Here is a 21,975-nt window from a genome sequence, read left to right on the forward strand (position 1 = left end):
ATGATCGATTATGAAGTATTGCGTTTTATCTGGTGGCTGCTGATTGGCATCCTGCTGATTGGCTTCGCCGTCGCCGACGGGTTCGACATGGGGGTGGGCATGCTCACCCGCTTCCTCGGCCGTAACGACACCGAGCGTCGGATTATGATCAACGCCATCGCCCCGCACTGGGACGGTAACCAGGTGTGGCTGATCACCGCCGGCGGCGCGCTGTTCGCTGCCTGGCCGATGGTCTACGCCGCGGCGTTCTCCGGTTTCTATGTGGCGATGATTCTGGTGCTGGCCTCGTTGTTCTTCCGTCCGGTCGGTTTCGACTACCGTTCCAAGATCGAGGACACCCGCTGGCGCAACATGTGGGACTGGGGCATCTTCATCGGCAGCTTCGTGCCGCCGCTGGTGATTGGCGTGGCCTTCGGCAACCTGCTGCAGGGCGTGCCGTTCCATGTCGACGAATACCTGCGTCTCTTCTATACCGGTAATTTCTTCCAGCTGCTGAACCCGTTTGGTCTGCTGGCCGGTATCGTCAGCGTGGCGATGATCCTGACCCAGGGCGCGACCTACCTGCAGATGCGTACCGTAGGCGAACTGCACCTGCGCACCCGCACCGTCTCCACGGTGGCGGCGCTGGTGACGCTGGTCTGCTTCGCGCTGGCGGGTGTGTGGGTCTACTACGGTATCGACGGCTATGTGGTGAAATCGGTGATTGACCATACCGGCCCGTCTAATCCGCTGACCAAAGAAGTGGTGCGTGAAGCTGGTGCGTGGATGGTGAACTTTAACAATATGCCAGCGCTGTGGGCGATCCCTGCCCTGGGCGTGGTGCTGCCGCTGCTGACCGTCGTTTCGACCAAAGCGGATAAAGGCGCCTGGGCATTCCTGTTCTCCTCGCTGACCCTGGCCTGCATCATTCTGACTGCCGGTATCGCGATGTTCCCGTTCATCATGCCGTCCAGCACTATGCTGAACGCCAGCCTGACGATGTGGGACGCGACCTCCAGCCAGCGGACGCTGAATCTGATGACCTACGTGGCGATTGTCTTCGTGCCGATCATTCTGGGCTACACCAGCTGGTGTTACTGGAAAATGTTTGGCCGCATCACGCGCGAAGACATCGAAAAGAACACCCACTCGCTGTACTAAGGTAAGGAGCTATATATGTGGTACTTCGCATGGATTTTGGGAACGCTTCTTGCCTGTGCCTTTGGGGTGATTACCGCGCTGGCGCTTGAGCACGTGGAAGCCACCAAAGCCGGGAAGAAAGAAGAAATCTGATGAAATTTATCGCTACTCTGTACGCGATAATGGACAAGCGCCCGCTCCGGGCGCTTTCCTTATTGATGGCGCTGCTGCTGGCAGGCTGCATCTTCTGGGATCCGTCGCGCTTTGCCGCGAAGACCAGCGAGCTGGAAATCTGGCATGGTTTCTTGCTGATGTGGGCAGTTTGCAGCGGCGTTATTCACGGCGTGGGCTTCCGCCCGCGTGCCGTTCAATGGCAGGGGATTTTTTGTCCGCTTATCGCTGATATCGTGCTCGCTTTAGGTCTCTTCTTTTTCTTCTTTTGAATAAGAGATCTCTGTTAATGCTATGGGCTTGCATAAGCCCATAAAAATTTACGCCCCGTTTACTTTCCCCCATTCCAAACCATCTTTCCCGCGCGTATAGTAGCGAAGTTTGAAAGCTCTAACCTTTTTTTGCATTACCGGGATGTAAAGTGAATACAACGCTGTTTCGATGGCCGGTTCGGGTCTACTACGAAGATACCGACGCCGGTGGTGTGGTTTACCACGCCAGTTACGTCGCTTTTTATGAAAGAGCACGCACAGAGATGCTGCGCCACCATCACTTTAGTCAACAGGTTCTGTTGGCTGAACGCGTTGCCTTCGTGGTTCGCAAAATGACGCTGGAGTATTTTGCCCCCGCCAGACTCGACGACATGCTCGAAGTCCAGACGGAAATTACCTCGATGCGCGGCACCTCTTTGGTTTTCACGCAGCGAATCGTCAACGCCGAGAATACAGTGTTAAACGAAGCTGAGGTTCTCATTGTGTGCGTTGATCCACTCTTAATGAAGCCACGTGCGCTTCCCAAGTCTATTGTCGCGGAGTTTAAGCAGTGACTGACATGAATATCCTTGATTTGTTCCTGAAGGCGAGCCTTCTGGTTAAACTTATCATGTTGATTTTGATTGGTTTTTCTATCGCTTCCTGGGCTATCATTATTCAGAGAACGCGTATCCTTAACTCGGCCGCGCGCGAAGCTGAAGCGTTCGAGGACAAATTCTGGTCCGGGATTGAACTGTCCCGTTTGTATCAGGAAAGCCAGGGGCGTCGCGATAATCTGACCGGTTCGGAGCAGATCTTCTACAGCGGCTTCAAAGAGTTTGCGCGCTTGCATCGGGCCAACAGTCATGCGCCGGAGGCGATCGTCGAAGGGGCATCGCGCGCGATGCGTATATCGATGAACCGCGAGCTGGAAACGCTGGAGACCCATATTCCGTTCCTCGGCACCGTAGGCTCCATCAGCCCGTATATCGGTCTGTTCGGTACCGTTTGGGGGATCATGCACGCCTTTATCGCTCTTGGCGCGGTGAAGCAGGCCACCCTGCAGATGGTGGCGCCGGGTATCGCCGAAGCGCTGATCGCCACTGCGATCGGTCTGTTCGCTGCTATCCCGGCGGTCATGGCGTATAACCGCCTGAACCAGCGCGTGAACAAGCTTGAACTGAATTACGACAACTTTATGGAAGAGTTCACCGCCATTCTGCACCGTCAGGCTTTTACCACCAGCGAAAGCAATAAGGGGTAAGCCATGGCCAGAGCACGTGGACGCGGACGTCGCGAACTGAAGTCCGAGATCAACATCGTTCCGCTGCTGGATGTCCTGCTGGTGCTGTTGCTGATCTTTATGGCAACGGCGCCGATCATTACGCAGAGCGTGGAAGTCGATCTGCCGGACGCCACGGAATCGCAAGCGGTGAAAAGCAATGACGATCCGCCGGTGATTGTGGAAGTCTCCGGGGTAGGGCAGTACAGCGTGAAAGTGGGGCAGGAGACGCTGTCCCAGCTGCCGCCGGAGCAGGTGATTGCCGAAGCGAAGCGTCGTCTTGAAGCCAATGAGAAAACGGTATTCCTGATCGGCGGTGCGAAAGACGTCCCTTACGATGAAATTATTAAAGCGCTGAACCTGTTGCATAGTGCAGGGGTTAAATCGGTCGGCTTGATGACCAAACCTATTTAATCGCTTCAGGTAGGTGCGTCCGCGCGGCGTTCGGCGGCGAGTATCGCTCGCCGTCGGTGCGCATCGCGGGTACAGGCGAACAGTTTTTGGGAACCGATAGTGTCAAAGGCAACCGAACAAAACGACAAGCTTAAACGAGCGATCATCATTTCAGTCGCGCTGCACATCATACTGATCGCGCTGCTGATCTGGAGTTCGTTTGACGAGCATCTGGATGCCTCTGCCGGCGGCGGCGGGGGATCGTCGATTGATGCCGTCATGGTCGATCCGGGGGCGGTGGTAAATAACTATAACCGTCAGCAACAGCAGCAGGCCAGCGCACGTCGCGCCGCTGAACAGCGCGAAAAACAGGCGCAGCAGCAGGCGGAAGAGTTACGTGAGAAGCAGGCGGCGGAACAGGAACGGCTGAAACAGCTCGAACAGGAGCGGCTGCAGGCGCAGGAAGCGGCGAAAGAAGCGAAGGAACAACAGAAGCAGGCTGAGGAAGCCGCAGCCAAGGCTGCCGCGGCGGCGAAAGCCAAAGCGGATGCGCAGGCTAAAGAAGCGCAGGAAGCAGCGGCCAAAGCGGCCGCCGAGGCGAAAGCGAAGGCGGATGCCCAGGCGAAAGCGGCTGAACTGGCGGCAGCGAAAGCGGCTGCTGACGCGAAGAAACAGGCCGAAGCCGCCGCCGCGAAAGCAGCGGCCGATGCGAAGAAACAGGCGGAAGCCGAAGCGGCGAAAGCCGCGGCAGAGGCGCAGAAGAAAGCAGAAGCGGCAGCGGCGAAGAAAGCGCAACAGGAAGCGGAGAAGAAGGCCCAGCAGGAAGCGGCTAAACAGGCAGCGGCTGAAAAAGCGGCTGCAGAAAAAGCCGCCGAAAAAGCAGCTGAGAAAGCGGCCGCGCAAAAAGCGGCCGCGGAGAAGGCCGTCGCCGAGAAAGCCGCCGCAGCTGAAAAAGCAGCGGCAGCCAAAGCGGCAGCTGCTGAGAAGGCGGCGGCTGATAAAGCGGCCAAAGCGGCAGCAGCAAAAGCCGCGGCAGCGAAGAAAGCGGCTGCAGCGAAAGAAGCGGACGGCGTTGACGACCTGCTCGGCGATCTGAGCTCTGGTAAGAATGCGCCGAAAGGTAGCACCAGCGGTAGCACAGGTGGCTCTTCACCTGCTAAAGGAAGTAAACCGGGGCAGGGCGGTGCATCTCAGGCGGAGATTGCCAGCTATATTTCGCAGGTGCAGGCCGCGATTAAAGGACATCTCTATGACTGGGATACGTACAAGGGTAAAGTATGTACGTTGCGCGTAAACCTGGCTCAGGATGGAACGTTGTTGAGTGTGAAATCGGAAGGCGGCGATCCGGCTTTCTGCCAGCAAATGCTGGCGGCTACCAGTCGGATGAGCAAATTCCCTAAACCGCCGTCGCAGGCTGTTTATGAAACGTTCAAAAATGCGCCACTGGACTTCAAACCTTAAGCGCTTTTTCTCCCCGCGTTAGCGGGGGGAAAGAAAATAGGGCGGTCATGGGTTTTGGTAGTTTTGTGTATTTGAGTTTGTTAACATTCTGCTAAATTATCGTGGGCTTTCCGCCCGGATAAGGGAGATATGATGAAGCAGGCATTACGAGTAGCATTTGGTTTTTTAATGCTGTGGGCGGCGGTGCTGCACGCAGAAGTACGTATCGAGATCACCCAGGGGGTGGACTCGGCGCGCCCCATCGGCGTGGTACCGTTCCAGTGGGCCGGCCAGGGCGCTGCGCCGGAAGATGTTGGCGGTATCGTGGCAGCTGACCTGCGCAACAGCGGTAAATTCAACCCGCTGGATCGCTCGCGTCTGCCGCAGCAGCCGACCAGTCCCCAGGAAGTGCAGCCTGCGGCCTGGTCTGCGCTGGGTATTGACGCCGTGGTCGTCGGTCAGGTGACGTCAAACCCGGATGGTTCTTATCAGGTCGCGTATCAGCTGGTGGATACCGGCGGTGCGCCGGGCACAACGCTGGCGCAAGGCTCTTTCAAAGTCACTAAGCAGTACCTGCGCTATGCAGCGCACACTGCCAGCGATGCGGTATTTGAAAAGCTGACTGGTATTAAAGGCGCCTTCCGTACCCGTATCGCCTATGTGGTGCAGACCAACGGCGGTCAGTTCCCGTATGAGCTGCGTGTCTCCGATTATGATGGCTACAACCAGTTCGTGGTTCACCGCTCCTCCCAGCCGCTGATGTCCCCGGCCTGGTCTCCGGACGGTTCAAAACTGGCTTACGTAACCTTCGAAAGCGGTCGTTCTGCGCTGGTGGTGCAGACCCTGGCGAACGGCGCAGTGCGTCAGATTGCCTCCTTCCCGCAGCACAACGGCGCGCCGGCGTTCTCGCCGGATGGCTCTAAACTGGCTTTCGCGCTGTCGAAAACCGGTAGCCTGAACCTGTACGTGATGGATCTGGGCTCGGGTCAGATTCGTCAGGTGACCAACGGTCGCAGCAACAACACCGAACCAAGCTGGTTCCCGGACAGCCAGAACCTGGCCTTCACCTCTGACCAGGCCGGTCGTCCGCAGGTGTATAAAGTCAATATTAATGGCGGCACGCCGCAGCGTATCACCTGGGAAGGTTCGCAGAACCAGGACGCTGACGTGAGCGCGGATGGTAAAACGATGGTAATGGTCAGCTCGGCCGGCGGCCAGCAGCACATTGCCAAACAAGATCTGGAAGCGGGTGGTGTACAGGTTCTGTCATCAACGTTTTTAGACGAAACGCCAAGTCTGGCACCTAACGGCACTATGGTAATCTACAGCTCTTCTCAGGGGATGGGATCCGTGCTGAATCTGGTTTCTACAGATGGGCGTTTCAAAGCGCGTCTTCCGGCAACTGATGGACAGGTAAAATCACCTGCCTGGTCGCCGTATCTGTGATAATAAATAATTGATTATTAAAGGAATCAAAGAAATGCAACTGAACAAAGTGCTGAAAGGGCTGATGATCGCTCTGCCGGTTATGGCAATCGCGGCATGTTCTTCTAACAAGAACGCCAGCAACGACCAGAGCGGTGAAGGCATGCTGGGTGCCGGCACTGGTATGGACGCTAACGGTAACGGCGGCAACATGTCTTCTGAAGAGCAAGCTCGTCTGCAGATGCAGCAGCTGCAGCAGAACAACATCGTTTACTTCGATCTGGACAAGTACGATATCCGTTCTGACTTCGCTGCCATGCTGGACGCGCACGCTAACTTCCTGCGCAGCAACCCGTCCTACAAAGTGACTGTAGAAGGTCACGCGGATGAGCGCGGTACGCCGGAATACAACATCGCGCTGGGTGAGCGTCGTGCTAACGCCGTTAAGATGTATCTGCAGGGCAAAGGTGTTTCTGCCGATCAGATCTCCATCGTTTCTTACGGTAAAGAAAAACCAGCAGTACTGGGTCATGACGAAGCGGCATATGCCAAAAACCGTCGCGCCGTACTGGTTTACTAAGAGAATTGCATGAGCAGTAACTTCAGACATCATTTATTGAGTCTGTCGTTACTGGTTGGCATAGCGGCCCCCTGGGCCGCTTTTGCTCAGGCGCCAATCAGTAGTGTCGGCTCAGGCTCGGTCGAAGACCGTGTCACTCAACTTGAGCGTATTTCCAATGCTCACAGCCAGCTTTTAACCCAACTCCAGCAACAACTCTCTGATAACCAGACTGACATTGATTCTCTCCGTGGTCAGATCCAGGAGAACCAGTATCAGCTGAATCAGATCGTTGAGCGTCAGAAGCAGATTCTGCTGCAGATTGACGGGCTGACGAGCGGGGGCGGCGCAGCAGCGGCTGGCGCCCAGACGTCGTCTTCCGGCGATCAGAGCGCGGCTGCCACCAGTGCAGCGCCAGCGGCCTCTTCAGGCGCTCCGGCGATGACCGGCGATGCGAACACCGATTACAATGCGGCCATTGCCCTGGTGAAGGATGCTTCACGCCAGGATGACGCCATGGCGGCGTTTCAGAACTTCGTTAAAAAGTACCCGGATTCGACTTATCAGCCGAACGCCAACTATTGGCTCGGACAGTTGAACTACAATAAGGGGAAAAAAGACGATGCGGCGTTTTACTTCGCCTCGGTGGTGAAGAACTACCCGAAATCGCCAAAAGCGCCAGACGCCATGTTTAAGGTCGGCGTGATCATGCAGGACAAAGGTGATACCGCGAAAGCGAAAGCGGTTTACCAGCAGGTGATCAACAAATTCCCCGGCACCGACGGTGCGAAACAAGCGCAAAAACGACTTAATGCCCTTGGTTGATTACGGCATGACCAGAAATCGCGTCATTTCTGGTCTTGTCGCCTGAATCGCCAGCAGTTAAGTGATCTTTATCGAAATTTTAGTTGCGCTGAATTCTGAAATCAGTAATATATGCCGCCGTTGCCAAGGGATATCAAACAAGCCCAAAGCGACGCCAGAGTGGGTCGTTAGCTCAGTTGGTAGAGCAGTTGACTTTTAATCAATTGGTCGCAGGTTCGAATCCTGCACGACCCACCAATCGTTCTGGTGGAACGCGATAGTAAAACGTGAAGGATAACGTTGCGACAGCAACGGCCCATAGGGCGAGGCAAAGCCGAGTCATCCTGCACGACCCACCAATTAGCAATATCCAGCGTAGTATCGGGTGATTAGCTCAGCTGGGAGAGCACCTCCCTTACAAGGAGGGGGTCGGCGGTTCGATCCCGTCATCACCCACCACCGGGTCGTTAGCTCAGTTGGTAGAGCAGTTGACTTTTAATCAATTGGTCGCAGGTTCGAATCCTGCACGACCCACCATTATACTGATGGGGTCGGTGGACGCAGTATCAGTAGTATCCAGCGCAGTTTCGGGTGATTAGCTCAGCTGGGAGAGCACCTCCCTTACAAGGAGGGGGTCGGCGGTTCGATCCCGTCATCACCCACCACTCGGGTCGTTAGCTCAGTTGGTAGAGCAGTTGACTTTTAATCAATTGGTCGCAGGTTCGAATCCTGCACGACCCACCAATTTCAGCATTTAACTCAGATGTTGAACGTGAAGGATAACGTTGCGTCAGCAACGGCGCCCCAGGGCGAGGTGAAGCCGAGTCATCCTGCACGACCCACCAATTTTAATATTGGTGTCGAGTGAAATTATTAAGGTAGTACCAGAGCGGGTCGTTAGCTCAGTTGGTAGAGCAGTTGACTTTTAATCAATTGGTCGCAGGTTCGAATCCTGCACGACCCACCAATCTTTAATGATGGTAACTGGTAGAAAAGTGAAGGATAACGTTGCGTCAGCAACGGCGCCGAAGGGCGAGGCGAAGCCGAGTCATCCTGCACGACCCACCATCCTGAATGATGACAGCAGTAAAATCCCGCAAAGGGTCGTTAGCTCAGTTGGTAGAGCAGTTGACTTTTAATCAATTGGTCGCAGGTTCGAATCCTGCACGACCCACCAGTGTAAAAAGGCGCCCTAAAGGCGCCTTTTTGCTATGCGTTGAACTCAACGATTCGAACCTGCGGCAGGTTCGGGTCTCACGTAGTGAGACAACGGAGCCGCTTGCGGCGACGGCCCGAAGGGCGAGGCGAAGCCGAGTCATCCTGCACGACCCACCAATGTAAAAAGGCGCCCTAAAGGCGCCTTTTTGCTATGCGTCATTCTCCACAATCCTACTTCAGCATGACCCCCTGCCGCCGCTTACCGTGACGCCATAAGGCACGAACCGGTAGCCCGGGAAGATGCGTAGCATCGTCCCCGGGGAATAGGTGCTCATGTACAAAATTCATCACGACTTTTTGCTCGTAATCCGCTATCTTGTTTAGCATATAAAACACCATGACCGTGTTAAGGCGCAGACAGGCCATAGTGACGGTCTTAGAGTTAAGCCAGTAAAACGAGATTGCATGATGAGCGTAATGTTTGATCCTGAAACGGCGATTTATCCCTTCCCACCGAAACCGCAGCCGCTGACCGTCGACGAAAAGCAGTTTTACCGCGAGAAAATCAAGCGTCTGCTGCGCGAGCGCGATGCCGTGATGGTGGCGCATTACTACACCGATCCTGAAATTCAGCAGCTGGCGGAAGAGACCGGCGGCTGTATAGCCGACTCGCTGGAGATGGCGCGCTTTGGCGCCCGTCATTCGGCCTCCACGCTGCTGGTCGCCGGGGTGCGTTTTATGGGGGAAACCGCCAAAATCCTCAGCCCGGAAAAGACCATTCTGATGCCGACCCTGAACGCGGAGTGTTCGCTGGATCTGGGCTGTCCGATTGAGGAATTCAACGCCTTCTGCGATGCCCATCCCGATCGCACCGTGGTGGTTTATGCCAATACGTCCGCCGCGGTGAAGGCCCGCGCTGACTGGGTAGTTACCTCCAGTATCGCCGTGGAACTCATTGATCATCTGGACAGCCTGGGTCAAAAGATCCTCTGGGCGCCGGACCGCCACCTTGGCCGCTACGTTCAGCGTCAGACCGGCGCAGACGTGCTTTGCTGGCAGGGGGCGTGCATCGTGCACGACGAGTTTAAAACTCAGGCGTTGATGCGGATGAAGGCCCTCTATCCTGAAGCTGCTGTACTGGTCCATCCCGAGTCGCCGCAGGCAATCGTCGAGATGGCCGATGCCGTAGGTTCCACCAGTCAGCTGATCGCGGCGGCGAAAAGCCTGCCCCAGCGCCAGCTGATCGTGGCGACCGATCGCGGTATCTTTTATAAAATGCAGCAGGCGGTGCCGGAGAAAACGCTGCTGGAAGCGCCCACCGCTGGTGAAGGGGCGACCTGCCGCAGCTGCGCGCATTGTCCGTGGATGGCGATGAACGGCCTGAAAGCCATTGCCGAGGGGCTCGAGCAGGGCGGCGCTGAACATGAAATCCACGTCGACGAAGCGCTGCGGACCGGCGCATTAATTCCCCTTAACCGGATGCTGGATTTTGCGGCTACACTACGGGGATAACCTATTGCCGCGTCATCTGACGCTGAGAGGATAAAATGGATTTTTTTAGCACGCAGAATATTTTAGTACATATACCCATCGGCGCCGGGGGGTACGATCTCTCCTGGATAGAGGCCGTGGGGACCATCGCCGGGCTGCTGTGTATCTGGCTGGCGAGCCTGGAGAAGATCAGCAACTATGCATTCGGTCTGGTCAACGTCACGCTGTTCGCCATCATCTTCTTTCAGATCCAGCTGTACGCCAGCCTGTTGCTGCAGCTGTTCTTCTTTGCCGCTAACGTTTACGGCTGGTATGCCTGGTCGCGGCAAAGCAGCAATCATGAGGCCGAGCTGCAGATCCGCTGGCTACCACGCAGTAAAGCACTGGGCTGGCTGGCGGCCTGCGTGGTGGCAATTGGCTTGCTGACCCTGTTTATCAATCCGTTTTTTGCCTTCCTGACGCGAATTGCGGTCAGCCTGATGCAAGCGCTTGGTTTGCAGGTCACGATGCCGGAACTGCAGCCGGATGCCTTCCCGTTCTGGGACTCCTGTATGACGGTGCTGTCGGTAGTGGCGATGATCTTAATGACCCGCAAATACGTTGAGAACTGGCTGCTGTGGGTCATCGTCAACGTCATAAGCGTGGTGATTTTTGCCCGTCAGGGCGTCTATGCTATGTCGCTGGAATATCTCTTGCTGACGTTCATTGCGCTGAACGGCAGCCGAATGTGGATAAACAGCGCGCGTGAGCGAGGTTCTCACGCGTTTTCTGGCTAATGATGGTGGTGATGATCGTGCCCGGCGTGCATCGTGTTGAGATGGCACTCCGGGCCGCTGCAGGGCTGGTACTCCATCTGCACCGTGGCATGCTCAATTTCATATTTATGTTCCAGGAAATGCAGAATGCGGTTGAGTAACGCATCATGATCGTGCGGCGGGACCACCTGCACATGCAGCGTCATCACCGGTTTTTCCCCCACCAGCCAGACGTGAACGTGGTGAACATCGCGCACTTCCGGGATAGAGCGGCGGATATCCCGCTGTAGGGCCGCCACATCCAGCGAACGCGGCGCGCCTTCCAGCAGCTCATTCAGACTCTCCTTCAGCAGCCGCCATGCGCTACGTAGCACCAGGCAGGAAACCAGCACGGAAAGGATCGGGTCGACAGGCGTCCAGCCGGTAGTGAGGATCACCACGGCGGCCACAATCGCGCCAACCGAACCCAGCAGATCGCCGAGCACGTGTAGCGCCGCGGCGCGCACGTTAAGATTCCGCTCTTCGCTGCCACGATGCAGGATCCAGAAAGCCAGCACGTTGGCCAGCAGGCCAGCGACCGCAATCACCATCATCGTCACCCCGGCAACCGGCTGCGGATGCTGGAAGCGCTGAATGGCCTCCCAGACAATCAGCATGGTGATCACCACCAGAGCAATGGCATTGAGAAACGCCGCCAGGGTGGTCAAACGCAGCCAGCCAAAAGTATGGCGGGCGTTCGGGGGACGGCTGGCGAAGCGAACCGCCAGCAGCGCAAACAGCAGGGCGGCGGAGTCGGTGAGCATATGGCCGGCATCCGCCAGCAGGGCCAGCGAGCCGGAGATCGCGCCGCCGATGGCTTCTATCAGCATAAAACCGGCGGTGACGATGAACGCCCAAAGCAGCCGGCGAGCGTTGCCGTTATCCGGAGCCTGGGCAGGGGAGTGCGAATGCGAATGCGCCATGGTGTCGTCCCTTGATAGTTATCATTATCACGCTATGACAGCATAAACAGAGAACGATAACAAACAGAGAAAAGGCGAGCCCAGCTCGCCTTTTCTCTGTTTGCACTCACCGCATCAATTACTGGGTGGTGCCGTCGGTTTTGCTGTTGTCATGGTTCATGCTGTCGCCGTTGTCCAGTTTCTTACCGGTATCCGGACAGCGGCCGTCTTTACACATCGAGTTTTTATGTACCTCATCGCTCGACATATTGTCCTGGCTCATCGTCGAGCCGTCAGGATGAAGCATGGTGCCGCCAGAGCCAGAGTTAATTTGGCTATTATCCACGTTATTCGGCGCCACGTTTTCACGGGCATCCGGCGCCACCTGGCCGGCATCAGCGGAAGAGTTGGCCTGGCCATTGTTGGACTGGGCGCCGGTGTCTGCCGCCAGGGCCGCGCCGCTGGCAAGACTTAAGGTGGCGGTGAGCAAAAGGGTCGTCAGTTTTTTCATATTCATCGGATACTCCTGTTGGGTCGGGAAGCGGTAAAAAACGCCTCCAGCGGTAAGTGTGCCAGGGATCTGACTCGCTATGGTTTAAGACTCCGCAGACGATCGCAGTGTCACTATATAATCCTGAAACGTAAGACTTAATTAGCTTTAACAGTTAAATATTGTAGTTCATGAGCCTGCTTTCGCTACTTTATGGCGTATTTTTGCCTATTTCCAGGATTATTCCATCACTACTGTAAAATCACGTTTACACTATTTCAGCGAAGAGATAGATTGGAGGGATTGCATTTCATTGAATAAGTATGGCAACGCTGGAAAGAAGATGAATTATCAGAACGACGATTTACGCATTAAAGAGATCAACGAATTATTACCTCCCGTTGCGCTCCTGGAAAAATTCCCTGCTACCGAAAATGCTGCAAACACCGTTGCACATGCTCGCAAAGCGATCCACCAGATCCTCAAAGGCGATGATGACCGCCTGCTGGTGGTGATTGGGCCCTGTTCGATTCACGATCCGGCGGCGGCGAAAGAGTACGCTTCCCGTCTGCTGACCCTGCGCGAGGCGTTGAAGGGCGAGCTCGAGATCGTCATGCGCGTCTATTTTGAGAAACCGCGCACCACCGTCGGCTGGAAAGGGCTTATCAACGATCCCCATATGGATAACAGCTTCCGCATCAACGACGGGTTGCGCATTGCGCGCAAACTGCTGCTGGACATTAACGACAGCGGTCTGCCGGCGGCGGGGGAATTCCTCGATATGATCACCCCGCAATATGTCGCCGATCTGATGAGCTGGGGCGCCATTGGGGCGCGTACCACCGAATCTCAGGTTCACCGCGAGCTCGCCTCGGGGCTCTCCTGCCCGGTGGGCTTTAAGAATGGTACCGATGGCACCATCAAGGTGGCTATCGACGCGATTAACGCCGCCGGCGCGCCGCACTGTTTCCTGTCGGTCACCAAGTGGGGCCACTCCGCCATCGTGAATACCAGCGGCAACGGCGACTGCCATATTATTCTGCGCGGCGGCAAAGAGCCGAACTACAGCGCGAAGCACGTGGCGGACGTGAAGATCGGCCTGGCTAAAGCGGGCCTGCCGGCCCAGGTGATGATCGATTTCAGCCATGCCAACTCCAGCAAGCAGTTCAAGAAGCAGATGGAAGTGGGCGCCGACGTATGCCAGCAGATTGCCGGCGGCGAGCGCGCCATTATGGGCGTGATGATTGAAAGCCATCTGGTGGAAGGCAACCAGAGCCTCGAGAGCGGTGAACCGCTGACCTACGGCAAGAGCGTCACCGACGCCTGCATCGGCTGGGAGGATACCGACACGATCCTGCGTCAGCTGGCGGAAGCAGTGAAAACCCGTCGCGGCTAAGCTACTCTGCGTTAGCGCAGGTCATAAAAAAAGCGTGGAGATTTCCACGCTTTTTTGTTTTGACCGGGGAAATTACTTCGCTTTACCCTGGTTGGCGACGGCAGCAGCTTTCGCCGCGATCTCTTCCGCATTGCCCAGATAGTAATGTTTGATCGGCTTGAAGTTTTCATCGAACTCATACACCAGCGGTACGCCGGTCGGGATGTTCAGTTCGAGGATCTCGTCTTCGCCCATGTTGTCGAGGTATTTCACCAGCGCGCGCAGGGAGTTACCGTGAGCGGCGATGATCACGCGCTCACCGCTTTTCAGGCGCGGCAGAATGGTTTCGTTCCAGTAAGGCACGACGCGGTCGATGGTCAGCGCCAGGCTTTCAGTGGTCGGTAGTTCGGCGTCGGTCAGTTTTGCATAGCGCGGATCGTGGCCCGGGTAGCGCTCGTCGTCTTTGGTCAGCTCCGGCGGAGTGACAGCGAAGCCGCGACGCCACTGTTTAACCTGCTCGTCACCGTATTTCTCAGCGGTTTCCGCTTTGTTCAGGCCCTGCAGCGCGCCGTAATGACGCTCGTTCAGCTTCCAGGATTTCTCAACCGGCAGCCAGGCCTGATCCAGTTCGTCCAGTACGTTCCACAGGGTATGGATGGCACGTTTCAGCACGGAGGTATAAGCAAAATCAAAGCTGAAGCCTTCAGCCTTCAGCAGTTTACCTGCCGCTTTCGCTTCGCTAACGCCTTTCTCGGACAGATCAACGTCGTACCAACCGGTGAAGCGGTTTTCGTTGTTCCACTGGCTTTCGCCATGACGAACCAGTACCAGCTTAGTTACAGCCATTCTCTTACTCCTCTCTACACGCCATCCCTCGCGCCGCGAACGGTGCGCTGAATATGTTGGTGTATGTGTTATTGATTGATAACTATTCTCATTATATTGCCGTGATTTGGCTCACGGCAATGCTTATCCCTAACCATAGCGAAAATAGTGGCTCAGTGTAAGGTGCTTGTAAAACACAGGTTATTTTTTTGCCCTTTGGTGACGGAAAATAGAGCAGGTTGCTGAAAAAAGAGGCGCCAGAGAGGAGGGGGGACGAAAAGCAGCGCCCCCGGCGGAGGGCGCTAGCGATTATCGGGCGATAAACTGATATTCCGTCAGGCTGACGTACTCCTGGCCCGGACGTAACACACAGTCCGGCTGCGGCCATTCCGGATGATTCGGCGAATCCGGGAGGAATTCGCTTTCCAGCGCCAGCCCCTGCCAGTCGGCGTAGGGCTCTGTCGTCTGCGACGGGGTGCCGCCGAGATAGTTGCCGGAGTAAAACTGCAGCGCCGGAGCGGAGGTATAGACCGTCATCTGCAGCTTACCGTCCTGCGACCAGACCTGCGCCGCAGGCTGGCTGGCGTCGCCTCCGGCGTCCAGCAGGAAGGCATGATCGTATCCCTTCACCTTTTGCTGATCGGCGTCGGCGAGGAAGTCGGCGGCGATGGTTTTCGGCTGGCGGAAATCAAAGCTGGTGTTAGCAACATCTTTGAGTTCACCACCCGGGATACCGTCGCTTTCCACCGGCAGATACCTCTGGGCGAGGATCTGCAACTGGTGCTGGCGCACGTCGCGCTGTTCACCGTCGAGGTTGAAATAGACGTGATTGGTCATGTTCACCGGGCAGGGTTTATCCACGGTGGCGCGATAGGTAATCGCGATGCGGTTATCGTCGGTCAGACGATAGTGCGCGGTAGCCTGCAGCGTGCCGGGAAAGCCTTGATCGCCATCTGGCGAGGTCAGGGCGAAGAGCACTTCCTGCTCGTCGGCGCGGACGATGCGCCAGCGACGTTTATCAAACCCTTCGGGGCCGCCGTGGAGCTGGTGGCCCGCGTCGTTTGAAGGCGTAACGTTGACGAGCTGGCCGTCAAGCGGGAAGCGGCTATTGCCGATGCGGTTGGCGTAGCGGCCTACCGAGGCGCCAAGAAACGCGGCCTGGCGGGTATAGTCTTCCAGCCTGGCGCAGCCCAGCAGCGGGCGGCGCAGGTTGCCATCGGCCAGCGGCACCTCGGCGCTGAGCAGCGTCGCGCCCCAGTCCGCCACGGTGACGGTCATCCCCGCCTTATTGCGCAGGGTTACCTGCTGCCATGGCTGGCCGTCCGGCGCCAGCGCGGTGGTTTGCGTTACCATTGGCCAGCCCCCTGTGACGGTTTGCAGACATAGAACGTCTCTTTAATTCCGGTTTTCGCTTCATACTCGTTGGCAACGGCCTGCTGCACGGTATCGACCAGATCTTCCGGGACCAGCGCTACCACGCAGCCGCCAAAGCCGCCGCCGGTCATGCGCACGCCGCCTTTATCGCCGATTGTCGCCTTGACGATCTCCACCAGGGTGTCGATCTGCGGGACGGTGATCTCGAAATCATCGCGCATCGAGGCGTGGGATTCGGCCATCAGCTCGCCCATCCGCTTCAGGTCGCCTTTTTCGAGGGCGCTGGCGGCTTCCACGGTGCGGGCATTCTCCGTCAGCACATGGCGTACCCGCTTCGCGACCACCGGATCCAGCTCATGGGCGACGGCGTTGAATTGCTCAAGGGTGACATCGCGCAGAGCGGGCTGCTGGAAGAAGCGCGCGCCGGTCTCGCACTGTTCACGACGGGTGTTGTACTCGCTGCCGACGAGGGTGCGCTTAAAGTTGCTGTTGATGATGACCACCGCCACGCCTTTCGGCATCGAGACGGCTTTGGTGCCCAGAGAACGGCAGTCGATCAGCAGCGCATGGTCTTTTTTGCCCAGCGCCGAAATCAGCTGATCCATGATCCCGCAGTTACAGCCGACGAACTGGTTTTCCGCCTCCTGGCCGTTGAGGGCGATTTGCGCGCCGTCCAGCGGCAGATGATACAGCTGCTGGAACACGGTGCCGACGGCGACCTCCAGCGAGGCTGAGGAGCTTAAGCCCGCGCCCTGCGGCACATTGCCGCTGATCACCAGATCCGCGCCGCCGAAGTGGCGGTTCCGCTGCTGCAGATGCTTCACCACGCCGCGGACATAGTTCGACCACTGCTGGCTGTCGTGGCTGATAATCGGCGCGTCGAGAGAGAACTCATCGCTCTGATTGTCGTAATCGGCGGCAATCACCCGCACGGTACGATCGTCGCGCGGCGCACAGCTGATCACCGTCTGGTAGTCGATAGCGCAGGGCAGCACAAAGCCGTCGTTGTAATCGGTATGCTCGCCGATCAGGTTGACGCGGCCTGGCGCCTGAATGACATGGCTGGCCGGGTAACCGAAGGCCTCAGCAAACAGGGTTTGGGTTTTCTCTTTCAGACTCATCATTACACTCCGGATTCACGAAAATGGACGTCGCTGACGGCGCGCAGTCGTTCAGCAGCTTGCTCGGCGGTCAGATCGCGCTGCGTTTCGGCCAGCATTTCGTAGCCAACCATAAACTTGCGGACCGTCGCGGATCGCAGCAGCGGCGGATAAAAGTGGGCGTGGAGCTGCCAGTGATTATGGTTTTCGTCGTTAAACGGCGCGCCGTGCCAGCCCATGGAGTAGGGGAATGAGCACTGGAACAGGTTGTCGTAACGGCTGGTCAGCTTTTTCAACGCCAGCGCCAGATCGCTACGCTGGGCGTCGGTTAAATCGGTAATACGCTGCACGGGCGCTTTCGGCAGCAGCAGCGTTTCAAACGGCCACGCGGCCCAGTAGGGCACGACCGCCAGCCAGTGCTCGGTGTCGACCACGGTGCGGCTGCCGTCGGCCAGTTCGCGCCGGGCATAGTCCAGCAGCATTGGCTGGCCCTGGCTGGCGTAATATTCTTTCTGCAGACGGTCTTCCCGTTCCGCTTCATTGGGCAGGAAGCTGTTGGCCCACACCTGACCGTGCGGGTGTGGGTTGGAGCAGCCCATCGCTGCCCCTTTATTTTCAAAGACCTGTACCCACGGATAGCTTTTTCCAAGGTCCGCGCTCTGTTCCTGCCACGCTTTAACCACGCCTTCCAGCGCTTCAAGGCTCAGCTCCGGCAGCGTTTTGCTGTGGTCTGGCGAGAAGCAGATCACCCGACTGGTGCCGCGCGCGCTCTGGCAGCGCATCAGCGGATCGTCACTCTCCGGGGCGTCCGGGGTGTCGGTCATCAGGGCCGCAAAGTCGTTGGTAAACACGTAGGTACCGGTGTAATTCGGATTCGTGTCGCCGGTGACCCGGGTGTTGCCCGGGCACAGGAAACAGTCCGGATCGTGGGCCGGCAAGGTCTGTTTTGCCGGCGTTTCCTGCGCCCCCTGCCAGGGGCGCTTGGCGCGATGCGGAGAAACCAGAATCCACTGCCCGGTTAACGGGTTATAACGACGATGCGGATGGTCAACGGGGTTAAATACGCTCATGAAGGTTCCTTAGTCTGGATAACCCTGCGGATGGCGGGACTGCCAGTGCCAGGTGTCCTGCGCCATTTCGTCCAGGTTGCGCGTCACGCGCCAGTTCAGCTCGCGGTCGGCCTTGGCGGCATCCGCCCAGTAGGCCGGGAGGTCGCCATCGCGGCGCGGCGCGAAATGGTAGTTAATCGGTTTGCCGCAGGCCTTGCTGAAAGCATTGACCACGTCGAGCACGCTGCTGCCGACGCCGGCGCCAAGGTTGTAGATATGGACCCCGGCTTTGTCAGCCAGTTTTTCCATGGCCGCGACGTGACCGTCGGCGAGGTCCATCACGTGGATATAATCGCGCACGCCGGTGCCATCTTCGGTCGGGTAGTCGTTACCAAACACGGCCAGCGATTCGCGACGGCCAACGGCGACCTGGGCGATGTAGGGCATCAGGTTATTCGGGATCCCCTGCGGGTCTTCACCCATGTCGCCCGACGGATGGGCGCCGACCGGGTTGAAGTAGCGCAGCAGGGCAATGCTCCACTCCGGCTGGGCTTTCTGCAGGTCGGTCAGGATCTGCTCCACCATCAGTTTGCTTTTACCGTAGGGGCTTTGCGGGGTGCCAGTCGGGAAGCTTTCGACATACGGGATTTTCGGCTGGTCGCCGTAGACGGTGGCGGAGGAGCTAAAGATGAAGTTCTTCACGCCCGCGGCGCGCATGGCGGAGACTAATTTCAGTGTGCCGGTGACGTTATTGTCGTAATATTCCAGCGGTTTGGCGACGGACTCCCCGACGGCCTTCAGCCCGGCGAAGTGGATCACCGCTTCAATGGCGTGGTCGTGGAGGATCTCGGTCATCAGCGCTTCATTACGAATATCGCCTTCAATGAAGGTGGCTTTTTTGCCGCCGAGACGCTCAATCACCGGCAGTACGCTGCGCTTGCTGTTGCAGAGATTGTCGAGGATCACCACCTCATGCCCCTGCTGCAGCAGTTGAACGCAGGTATGACTTCCAATGTAACCGCTACCACCTGTAACCAGAACTTTCATGATTCGCTCCATTCGGCTTATCGTGTATAAGGAAGATAGCATATCAAAGAAGTGAAAAGTGTGACACAGAACAAGTTAGTGGAATCGTTTACACTTGAGGGTGAAACGACATCATTTAATTTATTTTGTTTTATATACAATTGGTTATATTAGGTTGGCGCTATTTTTCTGAAAAATACCAGGGATCTTTCGATCCCCGGCAGGAGGCGTCAGGCCACGGGGCCGAGCTGATAAGTGTAACCGTCTCCACTGGGAACGAACGTCAGGCGATGGGTAATACAGTCCGGGGCATCTTCCGCATGGTGCGAGACAAACAGCAGCTGCGTGGCGCCTTCGCCAATCAGGACGTCGACAAAGCGGCGTACCAGCTGGCGATTGAGGGGATCCAGCCCCTGCAGCGGTTCATCGAGGATCAGCAGGGTTGGATGCTTGACCAGCGCGCGAACGATAAGCGCCAGCCGCTGCTGGCCCCACGACAGGCTCTGAAACGGCGCGTCGGCGGTGCGCTTATCGATGCCGAGAATATCCAGCCATTGCTGCACCAGCTTATGCTGTTTATCGGACACCGCCTGATAAATGCCGATCGAGTCAAAATAGCCCGACAGAATAACGTTGCGGACGTTGGTGCTGACCCGGTAGTCCAGATGCAGGCTGCTGCTGACGTAGCCGATATGCTTTTTAATATCCCAGATGGTCTCGCCGCTGCCGCGGCGGCGGCCAAAGAGGGTGAGATCGTTGCTGTAGCCCTGCGGATGATCGCCGGTGATAAGGCTCAGCAGCGTGGATTTACCGGCGCCGTTGGGGCCGACGATCTGCCAGTGTTCGCCCGGGCTCACGGTCCATGAGAGATGGTTGATGACCGGACGATCGTTGTAGGAGACCACGCCGTCATTGAGCACGATACGCGGCGCCGAGTCTGCCAGCGCATGACGGGCTGGTGGTACATCTGGCTCCGGTAGGGTGATGCCGTCCAGTTTTTCACTGTGCGCCAGCTGAGCGACCAGCGCCTGCTGCAGAAGAGCGCGCTTCTCGCCGGTCTCGCTGAGGAGGCAATCAGCCAGCACGCCGGCGTATTGCACAAACTCCGGGATCTCATCGAAGCGGTTGAGGACCAGCACCAGGGTGAGGCCGGCGCGATGCAGGTCGGCCAGCAGCGCGGCCAACTGCTGGCGGGAGTTGACGTCGAGGCCGTCGAAAGGCTCGTCGAGGATCAGCAGCTGCGGATCGCTCATCAGGGCCTGGCACAGCAGGGTCTTACGCGTTTCGCCAGTGGACAGATACTTAAAGCGGCGGTCCAACAGGGCGCTGATGGCAAACTGTTCGGCAAGCTGCGCGCAGCGGGCAGGATCTTTCACCTCGTCCTGAATAATCTCCGCAGTGGTGCGGCCGGTATCTTCTTCTCCGGGGCTGAGCAGGTCGGTGTTATTGCGCTGCCACTCGTCGCTGACCAGCTTCTGCAGCTGTTCGAAGGAGAGACGTGTTACGCGGGAGAAGTGGCTTTCGCGCTGACCGCTGAGCAGGGTCAGGTCACCGGCCAGGGCTCGCGCGAGGGCGGATTTGCCGCTGCCGTTGCTGCCGACGAACGCCCAGCTTTCACCCGCCGCCACGCTCAGGTGGTCTATTTTTAAGGTTTTTGTATCGCTCAGGCGAAACGTGCCTTGCGAAATTTGCAATGATGACATGATGTATCCCATTTTTTGCAGCGATGTGCATCAGGGATACGACTTCAGGCGCGCAATGTCAATGGGGTCAGCATAACGTCGCGAGAATGATGCGATCGGCGTTGAAGTAAGCGATCGCCTCCGTCCCTTCCGCCAGGCCAGACGTCTGCGCCTGCGGCAGAGTGGCGCACAGGGTCTGACCGTCGGCCAGCGTCATCAGCACTTCGCACTGCCCGGAGCCGCATTCGATATGGCTGATACGACCCGACAGCTGGTTCTCGGCCTGGCGGGCCACCGCCGGGTCGAGGGTGATGCCGACCCAGGGCGCTTTCAACAGAACCAGCACCTCCTGGCCCTCATCGAGCCCCAGCTTTTCAGCGCTCTGGGCGGTAATGGCGACGTTCAGGCGGGTCTGACCGTCGGCCAGCAGCACCTCAACGTGCTGCTGCACCTGCTGGCGATCGCGGCCGGTAATGGTGCCGAACCACTGGTTGCGGGCGCTGGTCTGCAGGGAAAAGCGCGAGATGGCCGCCAGCAGGCTGTCCAGTGGCAGGGCGTCGTCATCGCTGAGCACATCAAACGCTTTCTGCTGGATCTGCGCCAGCAGATCGTACAGTTGGATCAGACGCTGCCCGTAGCGGGTCAGCACCGCGCCGCCGCCGCCTTTGCCGCCGGTGGCGCGATCCACCAGCGGCTGTTCGCTGAGCTGGTTCATCTCGTTGATGGCATCCCACGCGCTTTTATAGCTGATGCCCGCGTGCTTCGCCCCCTGGCTTATCGAGCCGGTCTGGTCAATCTGTTTGAGCAGGGCGATCCGCCGGGGGTCGGCAAACAGGCGCTGCTGTAGCTTAAGGGTGAGAAGAATTTCAGCCTGCATAATCGTTTCCTGACAAAAAAGCGTATTGTGACCGATAGTCACCCAGTTGCAAAACCTCTGTGCGCGGTTTTGTCATTACCCACCGCACAAATGGGGCGTGTTTTTTCGGCTGAAACCGTTACAATCAGCAAATCATACTATCTGGAGTGAACCATGTTAGAGCTTTTGAAAAGTCTGGTTTTTGCGGTCATCATGGTACCGGTGGTGATGGCGGTCATCCTGGGATTGATTTACGGTCTTGGCGAAGTGTTCAACCTCTTCTCCGGCGTAGGCCACAAAGATCGCAGCCAGCAAAATCATTGATTTCCCGGCGCCCGGTTTAACCGGGCGCTGTGCTATTTCCCTCCTGTATCATTTCCCTTCGTTTTATTGTCCTGTGTCACTATAA

23 protein-coding genes, 7 tRNA genes, 1 other RNA gene and 1 pseudogene are annotated in these 21,975 nt (G+C 57.4%); 22 read left to right on the plus strand and 10 right to left on the minus strand.

Annotated elements, in window-relative coordinates; genetic code table 11:
• From cydB to GQR96_RS07455, 18 genes are all read left to right on the plus strand, one after another.
• On the plus strand, positions 1-1,140 hold the full coding sequence (cydB, locus tag GQR96_RS07370) for a cytochrome d ubiquinol oxidase subunit II (RefSeq protein WP_004885993.1): 1,140 nt from the start codon (positions 1-3) through the stop codon (positions 1,138-1,140).
• A gap of 15 nt (positions 1,141-1,155) precedes the next feature.
• Positions 1,156-1,272, plus strand: a complete 117-nt coding sequence (gene cydX / locus GQR96_RS07375; protein WP_002895051.1) for a cytochrome bd-I oxidase subunit CydX — start codon at positions 1,156-1,158, stop codon at positions 1,270-1,272.
• A complete protein-coding gene (ybgE, locus tag GQR96_RS07380; RefSeq protein ID WP_065904964.1) occupies positions 1,272-1,562 on the plus strand; it encodes a cyd operon protein YbgE in 291 nt (96 codons plus the stop codon). The genes cydX and ybgE overlap by 1 nt, the downstream gene beginning before the upstream one ends.
• Positions 1,563-1,711: 149 nt before the next feature.
• Positions 1,712-2,116, plus strand: coding sequence for a tol-pal system-associated acyl-CoA thioesterase (ybgC, locus tag GQR96_RS07385; protein WP_002895056.1), 405 nt, complete (start codon positions 1,712-1,714; stop codon positions 2,114-2,116).
• Positions 2,113-2,805 (plus strand): Tol-Pal system protein TolQ, encoded by a 693-nt coding sequence (gene tolQ / locus GQR96_RS07390; protein ID WP_004152221.1) that lies wholly within the window; start codon positions 2,113-2,115, stop codon positions 2,803-2,805. The genes ybgC and tolQ overlap by 4 nt, the downstream gene beginning before the upstream one ends.
• Before the next feature lie 3 nt (positions 2,806-2,808).
• Positions 2,809-3,237: a colicin uptake protein TolR gene (gene tolR / locus GQR96_RS07395; RefSeq protein ID WP_002895061.1), complete on the plus strand. Its 429-nt coding sequence runs from the start codon at positions 2,809-2,811 to the stop codon at positions 3,235-3,237.
• A gap of 99 nt (positions 3,238-3,336) precedes the next feature.
• Positions 3,337-4,677, plus strand: a complete 1,341-nt coding sequence (gene tolA / locus GQR96_RS07400; RefSeq protein ID WP_236948502.1) for a cell envelope integrity protein TolA — start codon at positions 3,337-3,339, stop codon at positions 4,675-4,677.
• A 132-nt stretch (positions 4,678-4,809) separates the two neighbouring features.
• Positions 4,810-6,102 carry a Tol-Pal system beta propeller repeat protein TolB gene (gene tolB, locus GQR96_RS07405; protein WP_004885999.1) on the plus strand — a complete coding sequence of 431 codons (1,293 nt, stop codon included), beginning with the start codon at positions 4,810-4,812 and terminating at the stop codon, positions 6,100-6,102.
• A gap of 34 nt (positions 6,103-6,136) precedes the next feature.
• The gene (gene pal / locus GQR96_RS07410; RefSeq protein ID WP_002895068.1) at positions 6,137-6,661 is read left to right on the plus strand and encodes a peptidoglycan-associated lipoprotein Pal; all 525 of its coding nucleotides are present in this window, start codon (positions 6,137-6,139) and stop codon (positions 6,659-6,661) included.
• A 9-nt stretch (positions 6,662-6,670) separates the two neighbouring features.
• Positions 6,671-7,465 (plus strand): cell division protein CpoB, encoded by a 795-nt coding sequence (gene cpoB / locus GQR96_RS07415; RefSeq protein WP_004886003.1) that lies wholly within the window; start codon positions 6,671-6,673, stop codon positions 7,463-7,465.
• A 161-nt stretch (positions 7,466-7,626) separates the two neighbouring features.
• Positions 7,627-7,702: transfer RNA gene (locus tag GQR96_RS07420), tRNA-Lys, on the plus strand.
• Between the two features lie 125 nt (positions 7,703-7,827).
• Positions 7,828-7,903, plus strand: a tRNA-Val gene (locus GQR96_RS07425).
• 2 nt (positions 7,904-7,905) lie between these two features.
• Positions 7,906-7,981: transfer RNA gene (locus GQR96_RS07430), tRNA-Lys, on the plus strand.
• Between the two features lie 52 nt (positions 7,982-8,033).
• Positions 8,034-8,109: transfer RNA gene (locus GQR96_RS07435), tRNA-Val, on the plus strand.
• Positions 8,110-8,112: 3 nt separating this feature from the next.
• Positions 8,113-8,188: transfer RNA gene (locus GQR96_RS07440), tRNA-Lys, on the plus strand.
• Positions 8,189-8,335: 147 nt separating this feature from the next.
• Positions 8,336-8,411 (plus strand) — tRNA-Lys (locus GQR96_RS07445).
• Between the two features lie 134 nt (positions 8,412-8,545).
• A tRNA-Lys gene (locus tag GQR96_RS07450) sits at positions 8,546-8,621 on the plus strand.
• A 36-nt stretch (positions 8,622-8,657) separates the two neighbouring features.
• A non-coding RNA gene (locus GQR96_RS07455) (RtT sRNA) lies at positions 8,658-8,779 on the plus strand.
• Between the two features lie 59 nt (positions 8,780-8,838).
• On the opposite strand, the pseudogene GQR96_RS07460 reads toward GQR96_RS07455, so the two are convergent.
• Positions 8,839-9,001 (minus strand): annotated as a pseudogene (locus tag GQR96_RS07460) (hypothetical protein).
• A 69-nt stretch (positions 9,002-9,070) separates the two neighbouring features.
• On the opposite strand from GQR96_RS07460, the gene nadA reads away from it, so the two are divergent.
• Together nadA and pnuC are read left to right on the plus strand one after the other, a co-directional pair.
• Positions 9,071-10,114 carry a quinolinate synthase NadA gene (nadA, locus tag GQR96_RS07465; protein ID WP_004886008.1) on the plus strand — a complete coding sequence of 348 codons (1,044 nt, stop codon included), beginning with the start codon at positions 9,071-9,073 and terminating at the stop codon, positions 10,112-10,114.
• A 35-nt stretch (positions 10,115-10,149) separates the two neighbouring features.
• On the plus strand, positions 10,150-10,869 hold the full coding sequence (pnuC, locus tag GQR96_RS07470) for a nicotinamide riboside transporter PnuC (protein WP_004151689.1): 720 nt from the start codon (positions 10,150-10,152) through the stop codon (positions 10,867-10,869).
• Here pnuC and zitB read toward each other — a convergent pair.
• On the minus strand, positions 10,866-11,810 hold the full coding sequence (gene zitB / locus GQR96_RS07475) for a CDF family zinc transporter ZitB (RefSeq protein WP_004886012.1): 945 nt from the start codon (positions 11,808-11,810) through the stop codon (positions 10,866-10,868). The genes pnuC and zitB overlap by 4 nt on opposite strands.
• Before the next feature lie 118 nt (positions 11,811-11,928).
• A complete protein-coding gene (locus GQR96_RS07480) occupies positions 11,929-12,306 on the minus strand; it encodes a YbgS-like family protein (protein WP_017899606.1) in 378 nt (125 codons plus the stop codon).
• 316 nt (positions 12,307-12,622) lie between these two features.
• Between GQR96_RS07480 and aroG the strand changes: the two genes are divergently transcribed.
• The gene (aroG, locus tag GQR96_RS07485) at positions 12,623-13,675 is read left to right on the plus strand and encodes a 3-deoxy-7-phosphoheptulonate synthase AroG (protein WP_049004307.1); all 1,053 of its coding nucleotides are present in this window, start codon (positions 12,623-12,625) and stop codon (positions 13,673-13,675) included.
• Positions 13,676-13,747: 72 nt separating this feature from the next.
• Here the strand turns inward: aroG and gpmA are convergent, their stop codons facing one another.
• The 7 genes from gpmA to modE all read right to left on the minus strand — a co-directional run bounded on the left by gpmA (position 13,748) and on the right by modE (position 21,587).
• On the minus strand, positions 13,748-14,500 hold the full coding sequence (gpmA, locus tag GQR96_RS07490) for a 2,3-diphosphoglycerate-dependent phosphoglycerate mutase (RefSeq protein ID WP_002895089.1): 753 nt from the start codon (positions 14,498-14,500) through the stop codon (positions 13,748-13,750).
• Between the two features lie 288 nt (positions 14,501-14,788).
• The gene (galM, locus tag GQR96_RS07495) at positions 14,789-15,832 is read right to left on the minus strand and encodes a galactose-1-epimerase (protein WP_049114953.1); all 1,044 of its coding nucleotides are present in this window, start codon (positions 15,830-15,832) and stop codon (positions 14,789-14,791) included.
• Positions 15,826-16,974 carry a galactokinase gene (gene galK, locus GQR96_RS07500; protein ID WP_065802265.1) on the minus strand — a complete coding sequence of 383 codons (1,149 nt, stop codon included), beginning with the start codon at positions 16,972-16,974 and terminating at the stop codon, positions 15,826-15,828. Before galK ends, galM begins: the two co-directional genes overlap by 7 nt.
• A gap of 2 nt (positions 16,975-16,976) precedes the next feature.
• Positions 16,977-18,023, minus strand: a complete 1,047-nt coding sequence (gene galT / locus GQR96_RS07505) for a galactose-1-phosphate uridylyltransferase (protein WP_064178085.1) — start codon at positions 18,021-18,023, stop codon at positions 16,977-16,979.
• Between the two features lie 9 nt (positions 18,024-18,032).
• Complete coding sequence (gene galE / locus GQR96_RS07510) at positions 18,033-19,049, minus strand: UDP-glucose 4-epimerase GalE (protein ID WP_004886025.1); 1,017 nt, start codon at positions 19,047-19,049, stop codon at positions 18,033-18,035.
• 209 nt (positions 19,050-19,258) lie between these two features.
• Positions 19,259-20,731, minus strand: coding sequence for a molybdate ABC transporter ATP-binding protein ModF (modF, locus tag GQR96_RS07515; RefSeq protein WP_065904963.1), 1,473 nt, complete (start codon positions 20,729-20,731; stop codon positions 19,259-19,261).
• Positions 20,732-20,798: 67 nt separating this feature from the next.
• Entirely contained in the window at positions 20,799-21,587 is a 789-nt protein-coding gene (gene modE / locus GQR96_RS07520; protein ID WP_017899612.1) for a molybdenum-dependent transcriptional regulator, read from the minus strand.
• Positions 21,588-21,740: 153 nt separating this feature from the next.
• Between modE and GQR96_RS07525 the strand changes: the two genes are divergently transcribed.
• Complete coding sequence (locus GQR96_RS07525; protein WP_002895156.1) at positions 21,741-21,890, plus strand: AcrZ family multidrug efflux pump-associated protein; 150 nt, start codon at positions 21,741-21,743, stop codon at positions 21,888-21,890.
• The last annotated feature ends 85 nt before the right edge of the window (positions 21,891-21,975 follow it).

The organism is Klebsiella sp. PCX, from assembly GCF_021869705.1.
Taxonomy (GTDB): domain Bacteria; phylum Pseudomonadota; class Gammaproteobacteria; order Enterobacterales; family Enterobacteriaceae; genus Klebsiella; species Klebsiella quasipneumoniae.